We start from the raw sequence: 24,124 nt of genomic DNA, 5'->3' as shown, positions 1-24,124 counted from the left end.
AATGCATCTATGTTGCAGTCGATGCAGAACACACCAAACTGCCGAAATTTTGCTGACCCAAGCTTCTATTGCGTGAAGCGTTAGCAGAGCTGACTTTGGGCTGAATGCTTATGGGGCAACGCCAAGTCGGCAGCAGGGTCAATTCTGTCTCAGCGATAACAACCTGGCTCTGGAGGCAGTTCAGTGACGAATTCGCTGCCAAACCACGCTGTAATCTGCCCCAGTGCATTTGGACTGAGGAGTTGGGTAAACAATAGTGCCAAACGTATCTTTGGACGTGAGCACGCCACGTAGAAGAGGTTGCGATTGTTTTCAAATCGCGCACGCTTGTCCGCAGGCGGTCCAGCCCCATACCATTCGAGCATTTCAGCAAAATTATACTCGTTCCAACCGCGCCCTAGAATAACGACCACGTTCTCAAACTCAGCTCCCTTGACTCCGTGCTTGGTCGCGAAAGGCGTGTGCCCATCGATGAACTCATCAAGTGCTATCAATTCACGATAAGACACCCCCCGCAACTTTCGCAGCTGCGTAATCCGCCGTGGTTCTTCGTCACTCATCTCTTCCCCAGCAGCCTCCAACCTTTGCTCGTTCCGCATCAAGGCATTGGGCAATTGCATTTGGGGTATTCTACGGAGGTGATCAATTACGTCGCCAATGGTTCCTGTCAGCCTTAGCGCGGCCAATTTGTCCATGGCTTCGACCCACGCCACTTTATCACCATGCTGGCGGATTGTTGGACGGTCACTCGCTAGGTGTTTGAACATTTCGCCATAACGGCGCTGAGCGTATGCCGCGCAAGCGGGTTCAAGATGATCAGTAAGGTACTTTATGTGAGGATCTTCCTTTTTTAACCACGGCTCATTAAACCGCCCAAAGATTGGTGGAATGGAATCGTAGCCCTGTTCCCTGGCAATGCCGCTGTGGTTGAGGATCAAAATCTTGGTTTTCTTGGGGGAGAAGTCCCACCCTTCAGCGATGAGCAGCGCTTTAAGGTATGAAAAATATGCCCGTGCAGCATCGGTGCTAGTATCACCTTTCCAATGCCCGCCACCCTGTCCTGTTCGTCTAACGCCAGGCCAACAATTGGTGTGAAACACTCTAGCTTCACCGATCAATTCAGGTTCACTCACCATCTGAACTAATTCCGGCCGCATGTGATTGAGCACGTCGACAATACGAGAGGCAGATCGGAAATTCGCGTTTTTGTCGATCACATGAAGAGCTTCATGTTCGACCAAGCCACAACCTGAACCATAGATTTTTTGCCAGTGATCCCCAAAGAGACCAATCAAAGGCCCTTCTGCACGATCCAAAAACCATGACCTTAAAGCTTCAAAGAAGTGCTCATCCGTGTCCTGATACTCGTCGATGAACAAAATTGGATATCGCGAGGTGATCACCGCCCTGAATTTCTGCGACGGTAACGCTTGAATCATCAAAATGAGCACATCTTCGTGCCGAATCGAGACTTCTTCGTCAGAGACCCTAGGGATGCCCATTTCGTAATGAATTCGTCTCCCGCCTATTCCTCCCAGAGGTTCAAAGCGTTCTCGCCAAAAGTCTTGGCCACTAAGGAAAGTCCGAAGCGAAGTCTGAAAATCCTTGAGAACAGACCAGCAGAAACCATGCACCGTCTCTGCTCGGATCGCAGGGTGGGCCTGGAAACGAGAGATGATTTCGTCTTTCGCAACGTTAGTATAAGTGATGCAGGCAATCTGCTGCCCCTGACGGACCAAGGCAGTTCCCCTACGTTTGATCAGAAGGCTCAGAGCCTTCTCCAGAGAGTACGTTTTACCGGCACCTGCTCCGGCTTCGAGTCGAAAACTTTGGCCTTCGTCGAGACATGCGAACATGCGTTCTAGTGCTTGTCGACCGGCAATATCTGCTGGGCTCTCCTGGTGGTTAGGCATCACCATTGCCTCTTTCAGTGGCTATTACCTGACCGGCAGCCTCTCCGACGGCGGCCATTGCTTGGACAGTTGCCTGCAAATCGACGACCGGAGCGCCAACGGCCAACCACCGCAATCCTTCTGCGATATATCGAGGCACCGCCCAATTTGTATCCTCAATCGCATATTTCAGAGCGAACTCAGATTTTTTCTGATCAGCCGCATGTCTATAAGCCAAAAGCGCTGCATCACCATGGCCTAAATCAAATAGGCCAAGATTCGCCAGAATGAAGGCGTCCTCAAAACTCCTGCCCGATAGCCCACCGGCTACCTCGGGTACCTGGTAAGCCAGACGTCTAGTTCCCTTAGTCTTCTCTGCCGACGTTTTTGCAAGCAGTTGCGTCGGAGAGATGTCGGGTTCAAACCAGTCCTTGAGGCATCCATTGCTGGTGAACTGACCTTCTGCCACAGGACAAGCCTTTCGTTTCTTGTCCTCGTTTGGCTGAACGGAATCGATATCCGTCACAATCAGGGTACGTAACTCCAGGAAGGAGAGAAGGTCGTGGAACCGGTGCGCATACGCCCCACCAACTTCCATCACGGTCACGTATTGACTCGCAAGCTTGGACTCACCGGCCGCAGCTAAGTCAGTTTTGGCAATCATGGTCGGCAAAAGCAGACGCTCAGAAGTGCCTTCAATCAAAATTGCCTTGTCTGCAAAGAACAGATCACAGCGCGTGAGCGTGAGGTACTGGTGCAGAAAGTCTCTATCCGGCAGAGAAACGCTACCCATCCCCTGTCTGAGGTCTTTGATTTTGGACTGCCGCACACCGTGTTCATCGGTAGCTGACAAAAAGTAACGCATGGTTTCAAAGCGCGCCTCGTTGGCCATATGCGGAGAATGAGTGGAAATAACAAACTGCACCGGCCATGGCCGACTGTCGTTCAACTGCTTCTCAAACTCCCCTTTGATTAGATGGAGCTGACGGATGAAGACCTCCTGCATCTGGGGATGCAAGTGTGCTTCAGGCTCCTCGATGAAAATGAGGTGGACACTTGCCGCTGCTGGCGTTGCCTGAAACTCCCTAAAGAATTTTAGCAACTGAAGAAGGATGTATACCAAATTGCGGACGCCTAAACCGTTGTAGCTTTCCGGCAAAGTCAGTCCATTTACGCCCCGATACCTAACCTGGGTATGGTCTTTAAGCAGCCGCTCGACATCGAAGGTCGTGACGGTTGCCCCCGGTGTCAGGATAGTTNTCGCCTCTCCGGTTTTTCCTAAAAAAGTATATCGGGGGCGGAAAGAGACTGGTCGTGCCGTACTATTCACCTGAACGCAGAGCCGCATTGCTCAAGATGCTGCTTCCCCCGCTGAACCTGTCGATGGCCGAGGTTTCCCGGCGCGAAGGGGTCAGCGAAATGTCTTTGTCCAACTGGCGCAAACAGCTCAGTTCTGAAGGAAGTGCAGTGTCCGAAAACAAGCCGTTGGCCGAGAACTGGTCAGCCGAAAAAAAGTTTGCTGTCGTGCTTGAAGCCGCCGGTTTGTCCGAGATCGACCTGGGTGAATACTGCCGTCGCAAAGGTCTTTATCCCGAGCAGATCACGGCCTGGCGACAAGCGTTTGTCGCTGGACAGAAGTCCGACAAAGCGCAGCAAAAAGAAGATCGCGAGCAGGCGCGCAAAGACAAGAAACGCATCCAGGAACTTGAGCGCGAGCTGCGCCGCAAAGATAAGGCGCTGGCTGAAACAGCCGCGTTATTGGTGCTGCGAAAAAAGCTCAACGACTACTGGGGAACGACCGACGACGAGGCCAACTAACCTCTCTGCCAGAGCGCCAGTTGATCGTGACCTGGCTGGGCGAAGCGGTCGCGGCAGGCGCCAGAAAAATCAAGGCCTGTCGGGAAGTTGGTCTGTCGCTGCGCACCTTGCAACGGTGGACTCAGACAGAGTTTATCCAGACCGACGCCCGTACAACTGCCACACGGCCAACGCCACGAAATGCGCTGACCGAGGCAGAGCGGCAGGCCATTGTGACGCTGTGTAACAGCCCGCAGTATGCCCACTTGCCGCCAAGCCAGATCGTGCCGCGCCTGGCCGATCAAGGGCGCTATCTGGCGTCGGAGGCGACGATCTATCGTGTCTTGCGAGCGACGGGGCAACAGCAACATCGAGGCCGTAGTCAGCGCCCCAGACGGTACGCCGCACCAACGACGCATGCGGCCAAAGCGCCGAACCAAGTGTGGTCGTGGGACATCACGTACCTGCCGTCGCCGATACGCGGCCAGTTTTATTACCTCTATCTGATCGAGGATATTTACAGCCGCAAGGCCGTGGGCTGGGAAGTCTACGAGGCGGAAAGTGGCGAGAAAGCCGCTGCGCTGCTGCAACGCAGCGTGATCGGTGAGCAGTGTTTACACGACCCGCTGGTGCTGCACTCGGATAACGGCGCGCCGATGAAATCGGTGACACTGCTGAGCAAAATGTACGACCTGGGCATCACCCCGTCACGCGGCCGACCGCGGGTCAGCAACGACAATCCGTACTCGGAGTCGTTGTTTAGAACACTGAAATACTGCACGCAATGGCCGCAGGATGGTTTTGCCAGTTTAGACGCCGCACGCAGCTGGGTGAGGGACTTCATACGGTGGTACAACAACGAGCACCGGCATAGCCGTATCCGGTTCGTCACACCGGCTGAGCGGCATCGAGGGCTGGATCATAAAGTCTTGGCCCAGCGGCATGAGCTGTACGAACGAGCCAAGGAAAAAAGACCGGAACGGTGGTCAGGCCGGACGCGTAACTGGGAACCGATCGGCACCGTGCTGCTGAATCCGGATCGAGAGCAACAGGTCGAGAAAAGAGCAGCATAGTTAGACGGTGACGCGACAACTACCTTGAAAAACGCCGGTTGTAAGGCCAGGATCGTCAAGCCCCGGGTATCCAAACAGCTCGAATGTCGGGAGTAGCGACGTAGGGCCGGCATTGAAGCCGTCATGAAGATCCTTCTGGATTTTTTCAACGGCACCGTGAAGTTGTTCAGCGGTTGTGCGCTTTTTAGGATCAGTCGGATCCGTCAAGGCCGACTGGAAAAGCACCTCAACCACTTTGCCAAGAACATCGCGTTCCCGATGGGTGTCATCGTCCAGCCCACGTTGCGCATTGATGAATCCTCCGCGGATCAGGGCGGTGAGGAATCTAAGCTCAAGACTCTTTCGATTCATGGGGTCGTTAGGGTCGACAGCTTCAAGTCGAGCCTCGTAAGACGATGCTAGGCGCACCTTGATCAGGTTAAAAAACGTAGCCCGCTCAAGTTGTTCATTTCCGGGTAGCGGAATAGCCTCGAACAATGAATCCAAAGCTGTAGGCTTCGGTCCATACGTGAGGGCGATGCGCGCGCACGAACAATTTGGGTCAAGATCCACAATGCACTCGCTGAGCGAACCCAGATCCGGCGCATTGATGTCGTAAGAAATGTCCAGCGTGACTTGGACCGCTGGAAGCATTGCTGCGACGTCGGAACGGGGGACACCATTATGCAACGCATCAAATGCTGTCCAAAACCGCTCGTGGCAGCCGAGGGAAAAGTCTTCTAATTTGAAGGAGGGTGCCCTGTCCGAGAGCAACCGACGAAACACCTCGGCAATAGACGTTTTGCCGCAGTTGTTCCGCCCCACAATCAAAGTGGTACCAGCTTCAAGCCCGAGACTGACATCTTGAAGCAACCTGAAATTCTGAATTTCAACGCGCTCGATCTGCATGATGTCCCTACCGTGAAATCGTATAGCTGTCAATGTAGAGGCAAATGCAGAGTAGTCAATACCGAGTCAAAAATGCACTCTGCCTTAGACGATTAAAGTTATCTCGGCACCAGCCAAACCCACTGGCAGGACTCCTCGGAGCAGGTTATTCCACAGCTTGTGTCAGCGGATCTGGAGAAGTGGCTCTAGCCAGCGGCGTGTTCAGCTAGCCTTCCTACACCAGCTACTCAAGGACGATCTCGATGCCAGATAACCCTGAAGCCAACATAGCCACAGCAGACGCTCTCACACTGCTCCTGCACAACCAGTACGCCCTAGAAGCGGCCCTTGAAGAAGTGACCAAGTGGCTCTCAGAGAATGGAGTGGAAAGTGTTGCGGCTAACGCAATGGGGGCCATGGAAACGCTGGACAGGAATGCGCAAGCCATCACCGGTGCGATTATGCGCCTACGCCAGTTATAGGTATCATCTAACGCCCGTTCCCCCCTTGCAGGTGCGCGTTGCCCAGACACTAATGATCCGCCATGGTCTACGCCCGCACACCCACATCGCGCTCCTCACAAAATCAAGTAATCGGAAAATCAGCCGAAGCAGGTATGTCCAACAGTACCCAGAGGTGATGGCAAGTGAATGTAATCAATCTCCCTAGTGAAGACGGGACCCTTGGCCCGTTAGTGCTTGATCACATCTACGTGACAGACGATGCGCCAGTCCAAGCCGTAGAGGGCTTGCCCAGCCCAAGCCCATCAAATGAAAAAAACTGGGATAAGCTGGCGTTGAGCGGATTGAGCCTTGCCGCTTTCGCGACGATGCGGACCACCCCGATTGGGCTTTTAGCCTCTGCCGTAGGCGCAGCGGCAGTAAGCCCATTTTTCGTTCAGCTGATATCCCGCTATTCGGTCGCGAATCCGGAAGAACAAAAACAGCTGAACGAAGCTCAGGCACTGGAAGCTGCTCGATTTGCAGCGTACATGCGCAAGCACTCTGTGACCCCCGCCCAGGCCGAGAAGTCGGGGTTCCGATTCGAGCCAGGGCACCCACTGGTTGGAAAGGTTTACAAGCGTCATCCGCTGGCAGGTGCCGCAACCCATGACAAGCATAACTTGTACATCCCAAGCGAGCGGTATGACCAAATCTTGCTCGCTGAGCGTGAAGCAGAGCTGATCAAAATGCTGGTAGACATGGGAGCGACCAGAATCCAGATCTCAAAAAAATCTGCTGAAGTTGCTCGTAGCTCAATCGAAGGCTCTGCATCCACTGACGTTGCTGGATACGGCGGTGGCAGCGCGTCTTACTCCAGCCAGAATGACCAGTCCAGAAATGCGATGAATTCCAGGGAGTTTCGGCTAAGGGGGAAGAATGGCGTGAGGGCGACCGCTTGGCGAGAGCGGATTATTTCTGGCTGGCCTTTGAACCATCTTGGACAGCAGTGGTGATGGCTCGTGAAATCGGAGCGTGTGAAGTAGCGTCGCTCGAAATCAAAGAGACCACTTCGTTCTCGAACGACCGCAACATAGAGTTCCAAATCCAAGCTCAAATGCTACAAGCAGGCGCAAACGCGCAGATCACCGCAAGCGCGAAGGAAGAGACCGAATACCTCATTACGGTGGAATTCGCCCCTGCTAAAGAGCCTCGAAATCAGGATACCTAGCCCTGGTCGGTGGCAGTACCAGCGTAGGTCTGATTATGTCGGGTTCCGCATTTTTGACCGGTTTCAAGAATTCGCATCGCGTTTGTGAATACCTGATTAGCGTCTTAACAGGCATCTTTGTTTCGATTGCTGCCGTTCGCGACACGCTGCAATCGACCTATAGTGGACTGACAGACTCAATATCCACGACGGTTAGCTGGCGTTTTTTCTGTGCCAATCATAGCAGAAAGAGCTGGTCGCCCAATTTACAACGGGAAGCCCCACAATGCTTTCGATAATTTCGCTAGGTCGTGTAGTGACAGTTTTAGCGTTGGTGGATATAACTCTTCCTGCCCCGACTGATATAATGGCAAACCAGCAGCACTGGCTTGTGTTTTGAGCTTAGGTTAATGGAGCCTACAATCCTTACATTGGGTGTTTCCTGGGCAAGGCCAAACTCTCCGCTGGTGATAGGTCTCGATTGAAGTATATTCAAAATGTGACAAATGCTACGGCCGCTGCGTTTCAAAAAAATACAGTTGGCTATTAGGTTTTTTAGGAGCAGGATTTATGACGGCAGGGAGTTTTAAATAATGACCATGACAAAAGAAGAATGGCTGACAACTTTAGAAAATGACGCAAAATTAAGCCTCTCACTACTAAATGAAACTCAAATAAATCAACTATTGAGCAATGTGCAAAAATACGTCGATCTAGTAGGGTGTTCCAGCACTATAAAACCAAAAGTAGTAGTAGATCTTGACGGCTTGCAAGTCCTCAATTACGCGCTGTTACCATCGCTTTCAAAAACACAAATTGAATATGTTCGCAAATCTCTCAGAGACGTAAAGGCACGCCAAGAAGATATGATATTCTGGGGGCTCAGCTCGCTGATATCGTTCAGCTGGGAGTTACCCAACAACATTGAAGAAGCTAGGGCCTCAGCGACATATGCCGCTGCCTTGAATATTGCCTTGCATCAACTTTCCGAGATAATGGATTATAACTTCTGGAAGGAGGATACCTTGCTCCCGTATTGGGTCAGGCTAGGTTGGCTGCGCACCACAAGAAGCATACCAAAAGAAATAATGCGAAAATTCGGAATTGACAGTGTAGCATGCATACCAGTTAAAAGCTGCGTATTCAACGCCAGCTCAACGGTCTACCGCGATGAATACTATATCTCTTTCAACTATGCGCTAGAACCCATTCTAAAATTCCTCAACAAATTTTTACTCCATTATTTTTCCACAGATGGAAGTCATTCGGGTCCGAAACGTTACGCACGAGCATTTGAAGAAATCACGCCAATAATACTTCACTTTAATAGAAATACATTAGCCAATACAATGTCCGCATTTTCGATTTTGTACGGCACTGATGTGGTAACCGCAGTTCATCGTCTCACAGCAGATCAAATAGACTTTATTTTCATGCATGAGATTGGCCATCTTTGTCATAAACATCCGCAAAGACTGGCTAGCCTCGCCGACCACCCAGATGCACTCAGCACGCGGCATAAATTTGAGTATGAGGCAGATTCATTCGCATCTGCATCGCTTAAACAGTCGGGCCAGTCACCTTCACCAATTATAGTGATAGGCGACAATGACGAAACAGCGCATAACGGACCTCTATCTCAATATATCGGTGACTTTAACTCAGCCCAACTGCTTTTTATCTATATGAGTTTTATTGAAAATGCAGGGAAACGGCTTCGGGATCGTTTATCTGACGTAGTAGATTTCATTCCCGAAAATCATAGCCACCCATCCTCCGCTGATCGATTATCTGCACTGAGAAACAATATGAAAATTGATACGAATGAAGAAAACTTGCTCATTCAATACGCTGAGAGCTTTTTCGATAAAATACTTTCACATATGGACAGCCTAGAAAAATCTACATTAATTTCTTCTGTAAAGCGATTTCTATAGGTCGCCGCCTACTACCTAAACATAAACATTGGCTGCTTATTTTTCTGGTAGTGATCGTGCGGGCAGGAGGCGGCCACTGGTAATGCGAAAGGCGGCTTCTGGGCGGAAGCAGTCGCCCATGCCTGACCGATTCCGAGCCAGAAGCAGGCAATCAGTGGCACTTAAACAGCGGAATACGCTGCTAAACCGCTCATAAGGCGTCAATAGTAGGAAACGTCCGAGTCGATATTTGTCGACACACGCTTCAACGAAATTCTGCCAACTGACTTTCGATCCGTATAGTACTTCCCTGAAAGTACGAGCGCTGATCCATCCTCAATGACATCAAAGATTGTCGAGCCAACGTAATCACCCCAGGACGGATTCTTGGGTGTAGAGCGATAGACATAATAGAGTTTATGTTTGTTAAGCTCCATCGTAGGCGTTGTTTCAAGGGTTACTGATTTTACTGTTTCACCATGCAGATCTATTTCAGTCACCAAAAGAGCTTGCCTTATAATAGCTCTAACCTCAAAAGCGACCTCCTCTTCTGTCGTAACCTGACCAACCCAAACTCCATTTAAATCTGGATAAAGGTTCTTTTTAAAAAACCTTGCGATATACCAGATTTTTCGAGACATAAATGGTGAAAGCAACGTAAACATAATCACCCCGGATGCGAAGGTAGAGATCGTCGTGACCTTTAACAAGCTTATATTGACACCAGTTACATTTTGCACAAGCATGTATATAGCAACAGCGATAAATATAGAGATCACGACTACAGACTTCAAAAGCAAGTCAAACCTTACAACTCTGAACATATATAGCCTTTATTTTAGCGCACTGAACTTAGAGAGCTGATTCTTTCCATTACTTTTTGAGTTCACCAAAGCAATATATGCCTCCCTCAGGCTAGATCCAACGCCTGCTGAAACAGTTATTTCATCAGTGGCACACGAGCTTATCATTAAAAAAAGCTCATCGAAATTGCAGTCATCATTAGTTCTTGCAACAACGCCATCCGCGGCTCTAAAAATCACATAAAACCCTTTTGATTCTAATAGGCTCGCAATACTTAGAGTATACTCTTCGATGCGCCTACTAATAAAGCTTAGCCTTCCCTCATCGTTACCTATATAACAAGCCGTTATTTTTCTTCCTACATCGTCGCCATCGATAGATATGTACTTCACAATCATAACTCACCAAGATTCTTACCACTATTGCAATGGTTTATACGTCTTACTTAAGATGCCGCAACAGAAGCCAAAACGCCGCGAGCGACCGCTGCCCTAGGCCAAAGCACGACAAAACTTTTCATTACTCAGCGATATACGACTCACGCAGAGCCTTTAGCGTTTCTAAGTCATCAATCCAATAACGTGAAGTAAGCTCAACTGCCAGATTCTTACCTAGCTCGCTAACTTCGTCCCTTAGCAGTGTCAGTGACTTAAATTTCTCTTCAGAATCGATGATTCTTCGAATTCCATCGGGTGTCATCAACCCCATCGCCCAAAGCTTATTATCCATCATGCGAGTAAGCTGTTGTTTCGCCACAGCGACCAGAGCAAGTTCATTGTAAGCAGGTACGGACATCGGAGTGTCTTCAAAGTGAAACACCAGGCCTGCGATTTCGTAGCTGTTCACAAGAATCGCCGATGGATTTTCACTATCAGCTTTCAAATTTTTCAGCATGCGGATAGTTTTCTTGGCGCCGCCACGAGTGACCGCTTCTTTTTGATTTATCTTATCGATATGAAGAAAAGGTCTATTTAATAATGTGTCATCGGTGACTTTTTGGTAGATTTTGACTTCCCGATCTTTCTTGTTCTTGCTGGTTTGATAATTAGCAGAGTCATGCCAATGCGAAGGCACCACATCTACCTTGCGCAACAGGCTTCCTCCAGACAGTGCAATGGCCTTATCCTTCGTTATGTCGACATCAGCAGCTGGATAGGCAGCCTTTAAAGCAGACTCCAGTTCACTGCGAAGGAAGGCGAGTTGAGCAGTGCCGCTTTGTCCTACCCAATTTGAATAATCCGTTGTGTTCGCTCTAGAGCCACTGAGATCGATTGTCAAGTAACCACTCAAAAGTACTAGTATATCAATGTCGCTAACTCCACGGATATGGACATTAAGCGGGACAGATCCTTGGTACTCGAACTTAACTTCCGTGGAAATACGGGTTGTGATCTGGTTCTTTACCCTCTCGCCTTCCGCCACAGAGTTTTGGGTATAGGTCGGATCGACTTCCTGCATGATGCCTAATGCATACTTTGCCCATTGACCGCTCGAACGAGTTTCGAATTTCTCTGAAATCGACCTCGAATTGGCCGTGATGCTGTCCATCGCAATAGTACTGCTGTTACCCCGACGTCGAGACTTAAGGTCTGACAGCCTCCGATAAACATCCTTACCCATTATTTATCTCCTGGTAAATATCATGATGCCCGCAGTACCACGCCCCTTCGCAGTAAAGTAATCCCCTTGGGCGGATTTCAGACCTTTGGCGAACCTCATCTCGCTATAGCCCTGATGACCGTTGAGGTGGCCATTCCCGGTTTTAGGCTTATTCATATAGCTGTACATCAACATCCAGCAGCCATCCGGCTCAGGGATCAGTGCCACCGACATGCTATGAGACACAGATGATTTGGTTTCAAGCCTGACCCGGATTTTCTCCCAAGTCTGAGATATGGTCAGATCAGCCTCCCAATCATGAGCGACACGTCCATCATCATCGAGCGTTTGGCCCACACAATTCCAGTCGCCAGAAATATTGGGAACCTGAGCCAAAAAACTCAGCGGACGCCAGCCATACGTATTGAACACCCAATGAAGCGCTGTATACGTCACGCTAGCGGTAAGTGGAATAACAACGAAGTATTTGCCCCACTCAGGCACTCCAATTGTCGCCATCAAGTCGGACAACCCAATCCCAACTGCCGGTAGGAATGACACAACAATCGTGGCCAGCATGCCCAAATATCGGCCGATGCTGCTTCTGCGATGACCTATCACTGAATACTCATGATCTTGCATGCCATCCCTCGCACTGACAAACACCGCCTCACTGTCAATGATGATAGCACTTTGAGATTCAGAAAATCCTCGCGGATAGCCAGCTAAAGCAGCACCCAAACTCCTACGTTTCCGAGCTACCCATCGTACTCACCCCCCCTCTATATCCACTGCCCGAAAACCACGATCACCATGATAGCCGTTGATGACCTGCAAAATTCCGCCTGCCAACTTTTGTTTTACCAACAAGAGCGGGAAGTTGAGAATGTGGTTTCATCGGGAATCGGATCCAAACTCAATCTCGCGAACTGGTGCAGGATCGTGTTTCGTAACGCGACTCCTCCATCGCCGGATCGCTGTAGCCGAACCATTTTTGCAGCGGATGTGTGCGCAGCAAAGCCGTTAACGGATAGCTGGGACGGCCACCGTCGCCCTTGGGGTATTGAGGCTCGATTGATTGATCCCTTCCAGGGCACGACCTGATCCCTCTCGATCAGGAAACGCTATTTACGGGTCTGCTTGCGTTTGCCAGCGTACTCGGCTTCGGCGAAGGTAATCTGCTTCATCAGGCGTATCGGCGGTTGAGATCGCCTACCGAGTTCTTCAGCTGCTCCAGGCTCATGATGTGTACTTAAGCTGAGAGGCGAACGACCAAAGATAGGTATTGTAAGAGTCTTTGATCACTAGAGTAGATGACATCATCCCGCTGTTGGGGATGCTATCTCCCTCCAAATCATGCTCTGCTACAGCAGTTGAAAGCCTAATGACGAGATCAGCTCAGAGCAGCCACTCCCTGGGAAGCTTCAAGGCAGCACTGCTCCTTTAGTGTTACGACTTACACTTCCGGGCACCCACCGCGCTTCGCTCCGAACGCCTCCAGCGGGGCTGGCCTTATAGGTGCATAGGGTCTATACCTTGACCTCATCCAACCTGAAGTAACGATCACCTACCTTCAGTGCAGGAAACGCTTTACAGCTGGCATAGGCCGAACTGTATTGTACATTCCTCGCCTGGATATCGAACACGTACTCCCCTCGGTTCCTTCCATAGGCCTTCTCAGCTCGCAGAGCTGCCATAGAGCCAACGTTTTCGCCATTCTCCTCCGCTGTGGCAATGATAAATTTGCGTAGGGTTTCAGGCTCCTCGTCAGCTACCTCGCCGATCTTATGAAGCTGCCGCTGACTAGAAAAAGCATTGCCGCCTGAGGCAGTGCCAATTCGGTTGAACAGCACTTCTACAAGGGTCACCAGTTCCATCAAAGATCCTCTTCACACAGAAAAAACGAGCACATGCGCTCTATTCTCGGTGACCGTAAAAGCGGTCACCGGCAGAGAACATCGATTTGCCTAACGCTTAGGCATCCTGTTGCCTCTGTAATTGGAGCTTTCCTTCCAGGTGCTTCACTAGCCCGCAGGCCAAGAAAAGCGGAATCAGTCGATTACGCACGCCGCTGTCGACAAATTGCTCGACTGTCGACAGCTCCAAGTCACCTGAAGTATCAAGATCAGCTTTGGTGTATGAGAGCCAAGCCTTTTTCAATGCGGTCAGGACATCGCTTCCCGAAGTAGTCGCGAAGCGACGATTCAACTGCTGCCCATCGATCTCAAATGTGTGCTGATGGTCGTAACCAGTTTCATTACCGGCCACCGACTTGCACCGGGAGGCAGGTGCAAGGTCCTTCCATAAAAGCGTCACGTACCAGTTTGTTGAAGTCCCGCACGGGCTTAAGGGCCAAGCGCTTGTCCACCTCAAACATGTCACCTGTCATCTTTTCCTCTGACGTCACAATCGTTCCCTCCTTGCTGAAGTGCCATTAGCGACACAGGACAATATCAGTCTATTTTGAGAGCGGGCGATTTATTGGAGATGCGCGGCATTCTGGCATCTGGAACGCGAAATACGAAAAAATGGCTTTGCAAGCGATGTGCAGATCTTACACATCGCAAAGCCAACCTCCGCCCCCCTCGCTTTGCCTAGGCGCCTCGTACTTGCTCACCATAAGTTCGCTCATCCATCGGCGCCTACCGCCAGGATTCTAAAGCCCCCCACCCACACCCACGCTCGGCATATTCGGCCACATCGGCCAGAACGGTCACAGCGGTTCACCTCAGTCAGCATATACAAGAATCCGGTTGCAAAGGCTCGCTAGCTGAGTGCTCGCTGAGGCCTTATTGCTCGTGCGGATCGGCTTGAAAGTTGTATGCATGGAGCACGTTATTGATCGCGCCCACTAGCCTGGGTTCTCTGATCAGTTCCAGTGCGGTATATGACACTGCGACAGCAATCTTCATCGCCTCAAGCGTCAGACTCAGCGGATCAAATGGCCAAATCTGGATTCGACTGATGGTACTGTCTCTGAATGGGATTGTATCAACAACGGTGAGCGACGCCGAGATTTGCCCCCAGCGCTCAAGGCTGACTCCATAGGTCCGCTGAGGTCGGTCCGCGAGCATGGTGTGCTTATCTAAAAAGCTGTCGCCTACTTCACTACAACCTGCGGGATCAAATCCCTTCACATACACATCCGCCAGACGCGGTGACGAAACTATGGAGCGCAGCACCCACCAAGGCGTGCGACCATCATTCACCGTGTATTCGTCACTAAAATGCTGACAAAGTCGCGGCAAAAGGTTCGGATGGTTAGCCATAATGAGCGTCGAGTAATCAATCATTCTGTGTCTCACCCTTGCTTCGCAAAATGTGCTTGAGTCCTCGAAGAAGCAGGAGGAGCTTCTGGTATTCAGCTAATGTCTCTAGCTCGCTGGGCGCTTTGTTACCCAATTCCGGATGCGTCTGCCGCCACCAATGTAAGGTCTTTTCTCCATCAACGGCATAGAGATCCAAGGCACAAACGAGGATGTCAGTTTTAACGACACCGAACTCTGCTACCTCACTCTCAGCTACGCCCATTGGAGGACAATGTTTGGCTCGGGGATCAAACAATACAGTTCGCTTGTAGCTGCTCCAACGCCCATCAACGTCGCCAGCCAAAATATTGCCCACAGTGCTCTCAACCAGATACCTCGGCAGACCCTGCGCCGAGGCGTGGAACCGAGTTATCCGGGTGACCAGACCGATGCGGTAAGCCCCTTCTTCTAAAGAGCCAGCATTGCTTGGGGACAAAACCTGGATGGTGTCGATTGATACACCCTTTTCTTTTCCACTTAAGACTCGGTCGAGCAGCACGAGATTTGGGGTGATCATCATACGATGCTCTGGGAAATCTGTGATTCGCGCGCCCAAGTAGCAGGCTTTCACGCAGTAAAGTTCGGAGTCCAAAGAATGCAAGACGTGGTCGTAGAAGATATCGCTAGAGACGCCACCGCCCAAGGACGCTTTCCAGTGGGTTTGAAACACGATATTGGTCCTCATCGCTTAAAAGTTCGAGTTAGCAGCCTCACCGAAACTGCTCAACCAGGATTATCAAGACGGCACTGCTCACACAGCACACGGACCCAGCCTTTTGTGCCGCGTGCCAGCACGCCCTTGTTACCACACAACTCGCACGTCACGAATGACATGCCTACCGCTGTGTCAATAACGCCGTTGCTGTAGTCATCAGTGCCGGAAAACACGCACCTCAGAATTCCCATTTTTTGTTTAATTTGGGTAGCGACGATCTGTGGCCTGCCAGTTGTTTCTACGTGCAACTGAAGTTGCCTGCAAATGGTAGCTATCAGAGGAGCCCAGCCATCTCCGCAGTGAATCCCCCAGAGGTAGTCGTCAGGGTCTGATTCTTTGATATCGAAAATTTTAGGAAATTTGGACAATAGAGTGCGTTCAAGATTTTCGTTCACTGGCAGTTCCTATAACGACAATTACATTGACACCTTGGTGGTTAGAAATAGCTAAAACTATTTGATTGCAATCACTAGTAGGCATACGCAAAAATCTGATCAAACAGCAGACCTAAATGGATTCTTTCAGAAGTCCAGCGGCAATGGACGAGCAGCGGCTAGGGTTTTGGAGACCCTTCACCTATTTCAAGAGGCGATTCAACAGACTAGAAGCCGCGCAAGCACTTCTAGATCAGCAAGTCTGTTGGACCATTGCCTTCGCGTTCGGCTATACCTGTACAACCGATTGCAGCACCGTCGTTTGGGCCGCGCAGCGACCAAAGCCCTTCACAAACAGATCATACTCGACACTCACGAATGACCACAATAGTGGTCATTTCGAAGATCCTAGCCTCCTTTACGATTAAATGCCAGTTTTAGTAAAGCTGGAGCTAGCCGTTTGAATATTGATGAGGCTTTCGGAGCAGTGCTTCGGGAGCTTAGAGAGCACCAGGGCCTAACCCAAGATGCTTTTGGGACTGCGGCGTCGCGCCAATACATCCACCGCTTGGAGAAGGGGGAGCACTCGCCTACGCTCGATAGGGTTGAGCAGATTGCCCAGGTGCTGGGGGTTGATGCTGTGGTGCTGATTCTGTGGGCGTACGACCGGGTTAGCGAAAAGCCGGTAGGATCCACTGGAAAAAAAGCAACCCAAGTGCTGGCTAAGCTGATTGATGATCTGTGCTTGCGGCCTTGATCCAAGTATTTCAGGTATAGCAGCGTCAGTTCGATCAGGCGGAGCTGGTTATAAAGTGCCGCTAAAGGTCAAAAACTTTGTGTATTAGGTCTGTTAGGGAGATCAAAAAATCATCGACCCGCTTTCAACGTAACCCTGCCGTGAATATTACGCAGCAGCCAAGGTTAGTCAGCAAACGTCATTACGGCTACCAATACGGACATTTACACGTTTTCAGAGCGCCGATCCATCAGTAGGAGCGTGATGATTCCTACAGCCGCGTGACGGATATGTCTCAAAGCCAATAGCGATCCAATACTCTCGATACTAGGGCCTTTTGCTAAGAACCACCTTCGCCAAATGGACCAACAGCGGATCATATAATATATTAAAAACCATGAAAAAAGAATCAAGTCAAGAGCTATTACTTTATACTATGCACGCCCTCTTTTACGTTACGTAAAGCTCACACCAATTCGCTCAATCACCGCTTGCGATGAAACAACCACTGAATTCTTTCGATTACAATATGTAAACTTTAGACTTCTTAGAGCTTGCTGAGTAGTCCGTACGACCCACGCTCATCCAACCAACCTCACTATGAACTCGATGTTTCCAAGCTTGCAACGATCATATGCGCATCTTCGATTGAACGAGCTATCACTAGCAGATCGTCAAGCTGACACGAGGCAAAAAAGGAGATTTCTACGTCTGGGAAGCTGCGGTCAGGAATAAAGGCGCACGTCAGAATTCTGGGTTTAGCGCTCACTTCATTAATAAACAGAAATACGTCTCTTAGACATTCAACTCTGAAATCAAAATTCCACATAAAAAACTTCTTAAATTGTTTTTATTATACGCAGCATAGTACGTAACTTAACTTTGAAACAGCAGAGCAAATTTAATATTTCTTTACAACTTCCAAAAATAGAAATAAAGGTTAAAAAGCGTAACAGCTTGTAGAATATGATTGACACCACCTCAATGCCTCTCAAGGGGATTTCAGCGTAGGATCACTCCCCCGGCACACTAATCATCTAGCGATTTTTCTTGGGGCTATGGCAGACAAATGCCGATTCAACGTGCGAATTTTCGGAAAAATTCGTGAAAAATGGGATGAAGATCAAGAGCTAAATATTTAATAAAGAGATAACCCGTATGGGCACTGACGATTACGGCCTGAAATCGGGGTAGAAGCCAAAACGCACGCATCGAATCCGGGCGGCTGGCGCTGAACCCGGAACGGGCCAACCTGCGCCAGCTGGCGGAGTCAGTGGTGCGGGTGTTCGACGGCCTGGCGCGCCAGAAAGATCTCGACCTGGTGCTGGAACTGGACAGCCGGCTCAACACCGACGTGCTGATCGATCCGCTGCGTTTCAAGCAGATCCTGTCCAACCTGGTCAGCAACGCAATCAAATTCACCCGTTGGGGGCAGGTGAAGATCAGCCTGCAAGCCCCAGACACGCCAGATCCGCAACAACTGCATGTGCATCTCACCGTGCAGGACAGCGGCATCGGTATCAGCGTTGAGGATCAGCGCCGCCTGTTCGAGCCCTTCGCCCAGGCTGACAACACCGGCCAGATGGCCAGAACCGGCGCCGGACTGGGGCTGGTGATCTGCCGCAGCCTGTGCACGATGATGGGCGGCAGCCTGTCGCTCGACAGCGAGCCGGGAATCGGTACGCGAATCAATATGCAGTTGATGCTGACCACGCTCGAGCCACTGGCCAGTCAGCCTGCCGCCCTACCGGTCGTGCCACAGGCCCAGCAGGCTCTGAACATCCTCGTCGTGGATGACCACCCTGCCAACCGGCTGCTGCTGTGCGAGCAACTCGGCTTCCTCAGTCATCACTGCGAAATGGCCGAAAATGGCGCCCAAGGGCTGCAACGCTGGTTGGCCGGGGACTTCGATCTGGTGGTCGCCGACTGCAACATGCCGGTCATGAATGGCTACGACCTGACGCGCGCGATCCGCGCCCGCGAGCTTGCCGACAGCCTGCCACGCTGCCGGGTGCTTGGTTTTACCGCCAATGCCCAGCACGAGGAAACCCAGCGCTGCCTGGACGCTGGCATGGACGATTGCCTGTTCAAACCCATCAGCCTGAGGACCCTCAACGAGCAACTGTCGCGACTAACGCCGCTGCCGCGCAAAGCAAAGCCGTTCAGCCTGCAAAGTATCAGCAGTCTGACCGGTGATCGTCCGGAAATGGTCGAGCGGTTGATCGCTCAGTTGCTGTCCAGCAACAAGGACGATCAATTGACGCTTGTCGACCTGCTGCGCGAAGGTGATCGCAGAAAAATCAGTGAAATGGCCCACAGGATCAAAGGCGCTGCGCGGATTATCAATGCCGACAAAGTCGTTCAGGCCTGTGATGACCTTGAACACGCGTGCGAGCAGAACGGATCAGAGACGCAACTGAAGGCTTGCCATGAAGGGCTGGATCTGGCGATGAGCGAGCTTGAGAAGGCACTGAGGGAGCAACAGCACTGAGGGCGGCATCAGGGCTGACGCAGCGCAAACAGCAAGGAGAAGAGAACAGCGGAAGGCGTAGCGAAAGGAACGTACAAACGAAAAGGGAGCAGGCACGAGCCTGCTCCCTTTTGCATCAGGCGGCCGGGTTGATTTCTTTTTCCGGGTACCAGACGTCGATCAGCGGGCTGACAGTGACTTCTGTCAGTTCGCTGCGGCCTTTCAGCCAGGCTTCGACAGCAGCACGCTGCTCTTCGCTGACCGAGCCACGCTTGCTCAGGCAAACCAGACCGAAGTCGTCGCCGCCCACATAACCAAGACCGTTGGCTTCCATCGCTTCTTTCAGGAAAGCGTCGAGGAAAGCGTCGATTGCCTTGTCATCCAGCTCTTGCTTGAAGTCCAGGTTCAGTTCGAAACCCAATTCCTGGAACTCGTCTACACACAGTTTTTTGCGCAGACGGCGGGAGCGGTTAGTGGCCATGGGACAATCCTCATCAATAAATACCGGGCGGCACTTTACCAGCTTGGCGACTTAAATGCCCGACAATTGCTGCGAGTTGCAGATGCAGCATGTTCTGACCGGCACTTGAGCAGGGGTGCGCAAAAAAATTCTCACTTGAGCACCTGCCCCCATCACACGCCTGCCCCGCTTGGGGCATAATGCCGCTCGTTCGCCGCGCATTCTCACTTATCACGAACATTTCCTGCGCGTTCACTATAGTCATAGTCATCGAACAGCATTATCGAGTTATCGAATAGTTACCGGGGGAATTCATCCATGCCCTCTTTTTTATTTCCCTCTTTACGGTAGGGTTTTATTCAATGATCAAGTCGCTCCGTCCACTGCTGCTCGCTTCGCTGCTTTTGCCACTGGCGCTCCCCGCCCACGCTGCCGTCATCAACACCACCCTGCCACCCAAGGTTCAACAGGCCCTGAAAGCCAGCAAACTCGGCGATGATGCGCTCTCGCTGGTCATGCTGCCGCTTAACGGTCCGGGTACGCCCACCGTATTCAATGCCGATGTGTCGGTGAATCCGGCGTCCACCATGAAGCTGATCACCACCTACGCCGCGCTGGAAATGCTCGGCCCTACCCACCAGTGGAAAACCGAATTCTTCACCGACGGCACCCTGAGCAACGGCGTCCTGCGTGGCAACCTGTACCTCAAGGGCGGCGGCGACCCCAAGCTGAACATGGAAAAACTCTGGCTGCTGATGCGTGATCTGCGGGCCAACGGCGTGCAGCAGGTGACGGGCGATCTGGTACTGGATCGCAGCCACTTCGTCCAGCCGCAACTGCCGGTGTTCAACGATGACGGCAACGATGACAACAAGCCGTTCCTGGTCAAGCCCGACGCACTGATGGTCAACCTCAAGGCCCTGCGCTTCGTGACGCGCAACGATGACGGCCGGATTCTGGTGTCGATCGAGCCGCCGATTGCCACCATTCGCATCGAAAATCAGGTCAAGGCGGTTGCCTCGAAACAATGCACGGGCGACGTGCGCTACAACCCGGTGACGCAACCGGACGGCAGCGTCAATGTGACCGTGACCGGTCAGTTGGGCAATGGCTGCAACTCGCAGACTTACCTGTCCCTGCTCGATCACCCGACCTACGCAGCAGGCGCAGTACGCGCCATCTGGCAGGAACTGGGCGGCACCATTCTGGGCAAGGACCGCGTCGGCGTGTTGCCTGGCAACGCCAAGCTGCTCGCCAAGGCATTTTCACCCGATCTGGTGGAAGTCATCCGTGACATCAATAAATTCAGTAACAACACCATGGCCCAGCAGCTGTTCCTCAGCCTCGGCGAAGAGTTTCGCAACGAAGCCGACGGTGACGACGGCAAAGCTGCACAACGCGTGATCCGTCAGTGGCTGGCGAAAAAAGGCATCACTGCGCCGCATCTGGTCATGGAAAACGGTTCCGGACTGTCTCGCGCAGAACGCGTCAGTGCCCGCGAAATGGCGGTCATCCTGCAAGCCGCATGGCGCAGCCCGTATGCCGCCGAATTCATGAGTTCGATGCCGCTGGCCGGGCTCGATGGCACGATGCGTAAACGCCTCAAGCGTACTCCGCTGCTCGGCGAAGCCCACATCAAAACCGGTACGTTGAACACAGTACGCGCCATCGCCGGCTTCAGCCGCGACAGCAACGGCAATACCTGGGCGGTCGTGGCGATTCTCAACGACCCGCGCCCTTTCGGTGCTTCGTCGATTCTGGATGAAGTGCTGATCGACCTGTACCGCCAGCCCAAACTGGCCAACGCCACGGTTTCGATTCAGCAACAGTAGGACCGCAGCACCCGAACAGGCCCGCCGTGCAGCGGGCCTGTTCATGCCGGATCAGCCTGTTTCAAATCCCGCCGGGCTCAGGCATCCAGTCAAAGCTGCTCCGGCTCGACGCGATCACGACCGCACTGCTTCGCTGCATAGACGCCCGAGTCGGCGCGCAGCAGCATGGCGTCGATGCCCTCGCCCGCACGCCTGCTCGCGATCCCGAAGCTGGCCGTTACCACATGATCGACGCCTTCGATAACCTGATTGCGCAATGCCTCACGCAGGCTCAAGGCCAGTTGATAAGCCTGTGCGCTTCGCGTGCCCGGGCACACCACCATGAACTCTTCGCCGCCCAGACGACAGAACACGTCGTCGCTGCGCAGTCGCTGGCTGATCTTTTCCGAGATCGACTTGAGTACCTGATCGCCTGCAGCATGCCCGAAACGGTCATTGATACGTTTGAAGTGATCGACGTCTAGCATGATGATCGAAAGGTCACCACCATGCCGGTCGATCCTTTTGAGCTCGGCCTGCATGCGGTCCTGAAAAAAGCGCCGGTTGTAAGCGCCAGTCAGTACGTCGGTGACCGAAAGTGCTCGCAACTCCTGCTCGACGCGCTTGAGGTCGGTAATATCGGACACAAACCCGTGCCACAACACGCTGCCATCGGCCAGCCGCTCCGGCGTGGAGGCCGCGCTCAGCCAGCGCAGCCCCTTGCGTGGCAGCTCGACCCGGTACTCCTCGCTCCAGGCTGTGAGGTGCTTTGCGCTGGCGAGAATCGAGGTCTTGACCCGCGCAAGGTCGGTCGGCTGAATACGCCGCATCACGGCGTCGGCGTCGCTCAGCAGCTGTGACTCACCCACTTCAAACAGCTCACACATGCCCGCACTGGCGTACCTGAAGCGCGCGCTGCCATCGATGCCCAGATGGTATTGATAAATACCGCCAGGCACCTGAGAACCCAGCTTTTTCAGTAACTGTCCTTGTTCGGCAAGGGCCTGGTTGACGCGTTTGTGCTCGGTGACGTCGATGCACACGGCCAGATAGCCGGTCCACAGCCCTTGGTCGTCACGCACCGCAGTGACCAGCATATCCACCACCAGCGTGCTGCCGTCACTGCGTTGCAGCGTCCATTCCTGCGACGGATGCGTTCCATCCTGTACCGCGTCGAGAAACATCAGTTGAGCGGCGCTGATCGACTGCCCGCGCTCCCGACTCAGGCTGCTCGCGCGGGCTTCAAGCTCGGCAGACTGATAGAGGTCCATGAGGTGGAACTTGCCCAGGATCTGTTCCTGAGGGTAACCGAGCATCTTCTCCGCACCGACGTTGAACATGTTGATCAACCCGTCAAGATCGGTGGCGATGATCGCCACTTCGGTCGCGGCGTCGAGCACGTTGCGCAACTGACCGTGCGCAGCGCGCAGTTGCAATTCACGCTGGCGCAGCTCACGGGTACGTTGCGCAACACGCTGCAAGGCGCGCTGACGCTGACTGATCAGGGTGTACAGCAAGGCGCTGAGCATCAGGCTCAACAGCCCGCCCAGCCACAGGACCCGGCCCGGCATCATGATCTGATTGCTGAGGTTGAAAATCTGCGTCGGGCGAACCTCGATCAAGTAATCCCTGTCGCCCAGGCTCAGCAGGCTGCTGGCGTAAAGCCTGTTGTGAATGGCAGCCACCGGCGACTGGTAGACCGGCTCGGGTCTGGCCGGCGAACTGAGGTCCTGCATGGTCACCGCAAGGTTATCCTGCTCTGCGGTGCCCACATTCATCAATTGCGCCAGGCTGATGACCGCCGTCACGTACCCGTTCAGTTGCGCTGGGATCCGGCCAGGCGAGAACACTGGCGCCACCAGCAAAATACCGTAGGCGTCGGGCGGATCGAGCAAGCGAATGCGCGGCGTGGCGACAATTCGCTTGAGCAGGCGCGCACGTTCCAGCGCAGAGCGGCGCACCTGCTCCGAAGCGATATCGAAGCCCAATGGTGACGGCGTTTTGCTAACGGTTTGCAGGAAGCGCACCGGGAAGTATTCATTGCGCACACCGGCAATGTTCAACACGCCGCTGTCGGTCATCTCGCGTATGGCGTAATCGGTAATACCGTCCGCACGTGCCTGTTCCTCGAACGCAGCCCGCTCTTCTCTGGTAACGCGAGGGGTCCAGGCATACGCCTGGGTTCCCAGCAGCAATGGCGCGACGAAGCCGTCGAACTCCGATTGCTCGACTCGCTGGGAAAAGATGAAAAAGCGGCTCAGGGTGTCCAGCCGGGTAACCTGCCGGTCCAGACGCTCCTGAAGACGGCTGAAGCGCTCTGCTGCAAGCATGTCGAAACGCTGATGGACCTGACGCTGATACAGCTCGTTGTCCGCCAGCGCCAGCATGACGGTCAGTGCAATGCCGATCAGAAAAGCCAGAACCGCTACCAGCCATGCAGAGCGCTGACCATTGATAAAACTCAGAATTCTGAGCCTGAAACGTTTAGCGGTCATAGACAGAAACTCATGACGCCAACGAACTGAAGCGTCAAGCTGGCTATTGATCTTTTATAGCTACTCGCCAGTAGTTTGCCTAGTTGTAGCGGCTTGCAATCGAAAACAGCCGTGCTCGCAATCAGCGCAATTTTCGGCTCAGATTAACTGCGACTGA

The 24,124-nt window shown here is 52.5% G+C and carries 20 protein-coding genes and 3 pseudogenes; 8 read left to right on the top strand and 15 right to left on the bottom strand.

Annotated features, from left to right (window positions below; all coding sequences use genetic code 11):
- Positions 1–149: 149 nt before the first annotated feature.
- Together ABJ99_RS17350 and ABJ99_RS17345 are read right to left on the bottom strand one after the other, a co-directional pair.
- Positions 150–1,913 (bottom strand): UvrD-helicase domain-containing protein, encoded by a 1,764-nt coding sequence (locus ABJ99_RS17350; protein ID WP_054087077.1) that lies wholly within the window; start codon positions 1,911–1,913, stop codon positions 150–152.
- A complete protein-coding gene (locus ABJ99_RS17345; protein WP_268243739.1) occupies positions 1,906–3,240 on the bottom strand; it encodes an ATP-dependent nuclease in 1,335 nt (444 codons plus the stop codon). The genes ABJ99_RS17350 and ABJ99_RS17345 overlap by 8 nt, the downstream gene beginning before the upstream one ends.
- Here ABJ99_RS17345 and ABJ99_RS27395 point away from each other — a divergent pair.
- Positions 3,207–4,762, top strand: a protein-coding gene (locus ABJ99_RS27395) for an IS3-like element IS1240 family transposase (protein WP_122235043.1) whose coding sequence is annotated in 2 segments (ribosomal slippage) — positions 3,207–3,669 and positions 3,669–4,762 — 1,557 coding nt in all. Because the reading frame shifts where the segments join, the coding sequence is not laid out codon by codon here. The two genes, ABJ99_RS17345 and ABJ99_RS27395, sit on opposite strands and share 34 nt — an antisense overlap.
- Here ABJ99_RS27395 and ABJ99_RS17330 read toward each other — a convergent pair.
- Positions 4,763–5,650, bottom strand: a complete 888-nt coding sequence (locus ABJ99_RS17330) for an AAA family ATPase (protein ID WP_230081047.1) — start codon at positions 5,648–5,650, stop codon at positions 4,763–4,765. It lies immediately after the preceding gene.
- A 242-nt stretch (positions 5,651–5,892) separates the two neighbouring features.
- Here ABJ99_RS17330 and ABJ99_RS17325 point away from each other — a divergent pair, with 242 nt between their 5' ends.
- The 4 genes from ABJ99_RS17325 (at position 5,893) to ABJ99_RS17310 (ending at position 9,216) form a co-directional block, all read left to right on the top strand.
- On the top strand, positions 5,893–6,111 hold the full coding sequence (locus tag ABJ99_RS17325; RefSeq protein WP_054086869.1) for a hypothetical protein: 219 nt from the start codon (positions 5,893–5,895) through the stop codon (positions 6,109–6,111).
- A 164-nt stretch (positions 6,112–6,275) separates the two neighbouring features.
- Entirely contained in the window at positions 6,276–7,085 is an 810-nt protein-coding gene (locus ABJ99_RS17320) for a hypothetical protein (RefSeq protein ID WP_054086868.1), read from the top strand.
- Positions 7,085–7,300, top strand: coding sequence for a hypothetical protein (locus ABJ99_RS17315; protein WP_054086867.1), 216 nt, complete (start codon positions 7,085–7,087; stop codon positions 7,298–7,300). Before ABJ99_RS17320 ends, ABJ99_RS17315 begins: the two co-directional genes overlap by 1 nt.
- 572 nt (positions 7,301–7,872) lie before the next feature.
- Positions 7,873–9,216 carry a DUF2201 family putative metallopeptidase gene (locus tag ABJ99_RS17310; RefSeq protein WP_054086866.1) on the top strand — a complete coding sequence of 448 codons (1,344 nt, stop codon included), beginning with the start codon at positions 7,873–7,875 and terminating at the stop codon, positions 9,214–9,216.
- Between the two features lie 200 nt (positions 9,217–9,416).
- On the opposite strand, the gene ABJ99_RS17305 is transcribed toward ABJ99_RS17310, so the two are convergent.
- The 10 genes and pseudogenes from ABJ99_RS17305 to ABJ99_RS17270 all read right to left on the bottom strand — a co-directional run bounded on the left by ABJ99_RS17305 (position 9,417) and on the right by ABJ99_RS17270 (position 16,016).
- Positions 9,417–9,974 carry a Cap15 family cyclic dinucleotide receptor domain-containing protein gene (locus tag ABJ99_RS17305; protein ID WP_220789592.1) on the bottom strand — a complete coding sequence of 186 codons (558 nt, stop codon included), beginning with the start codon at positions 9,972–9,974 and terminating at the stop codon, positions 9,417–9,419.
- A 54-nt stretch (positions 9,975–10,028) separates the two neighbouring features.
- Complete coding sequence (locus tag ABJ99_RS27390) at positions 10,029–10,391, bottom strand: mCpol domain-containing protein (protein ID WP_217997734.1); 363 nt, start codon at positions 10,389–10,391, stop codon at positions 10,029–10,031.
- Positions 10,392–10,518: 127 nt separating this feature from the next.
- On the bottom strand, positions 10,519–11,619 hold the full coding sequence (locus ABJ99_RS29255; protein WP_054086864.1) for a nucleotidyltransferase family protein: 1,101 nt from the start codon (positions 11,617–11,619) through the stop codon (positions 10,519–10,521).
- A 3-nt stretch (positions 11,620–11,622) separates the two neighbouring features.
- Positions 11,623–12,339: a Cap15 family cyclic dinucleotide receptor domain-containing protein gene (locus ABJ99_RS17295; RefSeq protein WP_147461920.1), complete on the bottom strand. Its 717-nt coding sequence runs from the start codon at positions 12,337–12,339 to the stop codon at positions 11,623–11,625.
- A gap of 60 nt (positions 12,340–12,399) precedes the next feature.
- Positions 12,400–12,716: pseudogene (locus ABJ99_RS27380) on the bottom strand (transposase); the annotation flags it as partial.
- 411 nt (positions 12,717–13,127) lie between these two features.
- The gene (locus ABJ99_RS17290; protein WP_054086862.1) at positions 13,128–13,475 is read right to left on the bottom strand and encodes a hypothetical protein; all 348 of its coding nucleotides are present in this window, start codon (positions 13,473–13,475) and stop codon (positions 13,128–13,130) included.
- Between the two features lie 97 nt (positions 13,476–13,572).
- A pseudogene (locus ABJ99_RS17285) lies at positions 13,573–14,005 on the bottom strand (hypothetical protein).
- Between the two features lie 382 nt (positions 14,006–14,387).
- A complete protein-coding gene (locus ABJ99_RS17280) occupies positions 14,388–14,891 on the bottom strand; it encodes a hypothetical protein (RefSeq protein WP_054086861.1) in 504 nt (167 codons plus the stop codon).
- Complete coding sequence (locus tag ABJ99_RS29250) at positions 14,884–15,576, bottom strand: hypothetical protein (RefSeq protein ID WP_230081046.1); 693 nt, start codon at positions 15,574–15,576, stop codon at positions 14,884–14,886. Before ABJ99_RS29250 ends, ABJ99_RS17280 begins: the two co-directional genes overlap by 8 nt.
- A gap of 53 nt (positions 15,577–15,629) precedes the next feature.
- Positions 15,630–16,016 (bottom strand): hypothetical protein, encoded by a 387-nt coding sequence (locus ABJ99_RS17270; RefSeq protein WP_054086860.1) that lies wholly within the window; start codon positions 16,014–16,016, stop codon positions 15,630–15,632.
- 439 nt (positions 16,017–16,455) lie between these two features.
- On the opposite strand from ABJ99_RS17270, the gene ABJ99_RS17265 reads away from it, so the two are divergent.
- Positions 16,456–16,752 carry a helix-turn-helix domain-containing protein gene (locus ABJ99_RS17265; protein WP_054086859.1) on the top strand — a complete coding sequence of 99 codons (297 nt, stop codon included), beginning with the start codon at positions 16,456–16,458 and terminating at the stop codon, positions 16,750–16,752.
- A gap of 1,183 nt (positions 16,753–17,935) precedes the next feature.
- Positions 17,936–19,222 (top strand): annotated as a pseudogene (locus ABJ99_RS17260) (ATP-binding protein); the annotation flags it as partial.
- Positions 19,223–19,337: 115 nt separating this feature from the next.
- Here ABJ99_RS17260 and ABJ99_RS17255 read toward each other — a convergent pair.
- Complete coding sequence (locus ABJ99_RS17255) at positions 19,338–19,682, bottom strand: YggL family protein (protein ID WP_003346101.1); 345 nt, start codon at positions 19,680–19,682, stop codon at positions 19,338–19,340.
- A 341-nt stretch (positions 19,683–20,023) separates the two neighbouring features.
- On the opposite strand from ABJ99_RS17255, the gene dacB reads away from it, so the two are divergent.
- Positions 20,024–21,493 carry a D-alanyl-D-alanine carboxypeptidase/D-alanyl-D-alanine endopeptidase gene (dacB, locus tag ABJ99_RS17250; protein ID WP_054086858.1) on the top strand — a complete coding sequence of 490 codons (1,470 nt, stop codon included), beginning with the start codon at positions 20,024–20,026 and terminating at the stop codon, positions 21,491–21,493.
- A gap of 89 nt (positions 21,494–21,582) precedes the next feature.
- On the opposite strand, the gene ABJ99_RS17245 is transcribed toward dacB, so the two are convergent.
- Complete coding sequence (locus ABJ99_RS17245) at positions 21,583–23,967, bottom strand: sensor domain-containing diguanylate cyclase (protein WP_054086857.1); 2,385 nt, start codon at positions 23,965–23,967, stop codon at positions 21,583–21,585.
- Positions 23,968–24,124: the final 157 nt, after the last annotated feature.

Source organism: Pseudomonas syringae pv. cilantro (genome assembly GCF_001293775.1).
Taxonomy (GTDB): Bacteria; Pseudomonadota; Gammaproteobacteria; order Pseudomonadales; family Pseudomonadaceae; genus Aquipseudomonas; species Aquipseudomonas syringae_P.
The sequence above is the reverse complement of the archived record's forward strand: the minus strand, read 5'-3'. Positions and strand labels throughout refer to the sequence as shown.

Coding starts and splice junctions, on each gene's coding strand:
- ABJ99_RS17315 (WP_054086867.1), top strand. CDS start 7,085: ATGGCTCGTGAAATCGGAGCGTGTGAAGTAGCGTCGCTCGAAATCAAA.
- dacB (WP_054086858.1), top strand. CDS start 20,024: ATGATCAAGTCGCTCCGTCCACTGCTGCTCGCTTCGCTGCTTTTGCCA.
- ABJ99_RS17290 (WP_054086862.1), bottom strand. CDS start 13,475: ATGGAACTGGTGACCCTTGTAGAAGTGCTGTTCAACCGAATTGGCACT.
- ABJ99_RS17325 (WP_054086869.1), top strand. CDS start 5,893: ATGCCAGATAACCCTGAAGCCAACATAGCCACAGCAGACGCTCTCACA.
- ABJ99_RS29255 (WP_054086864.1), bottom strand. CDS start 11,619: ATGGGTAAGGATGTTTATCGGAGGCTGTCAGACCTTAAGTCTCGACGT.
- ABJ99_RS17280 (WP_054086861.1), bottom strand. CDS start 14,891: ATGATTGATTACTCGACGCTCATTATGGCTAACCATCCGAACCTTTTG.
- ABJ99_RS17350 (WP_054087077.1), bottom strand. CDS start 1,913: ATGCCTAACCACCAGGAGAGCCCAGCAGATATTGCCGGTCGACAAGCA.
- ABJ99_RS17245 (WP_054086857.1), bottom strand. CDS start 23,967: ATGACCGCTAAACGTTTCAGGCTCAGAATTCTGAGTTTTATCAATGGT.
- ABJ99_RS17310 (WP_054086866.1), top strand. CDS start 7,873: ATGACCATGACAAAAGAAGAATGGCTGACAACTTTAGAAAATGACGCA.
- ABJ99_RS17330 (WP_230081047.1), bottom strand. CDS start 5,650: ATGCAGATCGAGCGCGTTGAAATTCAGAATTTCAGGTTGCTTCAAGAT.
- ABJ99_RS17255 (WP_003346101.1), bottom strand. CDS start 19,682: ATGGCCACTAACCGCTCCCGCCGTCTGCGCAAAAAACTGTGTGTAGAC.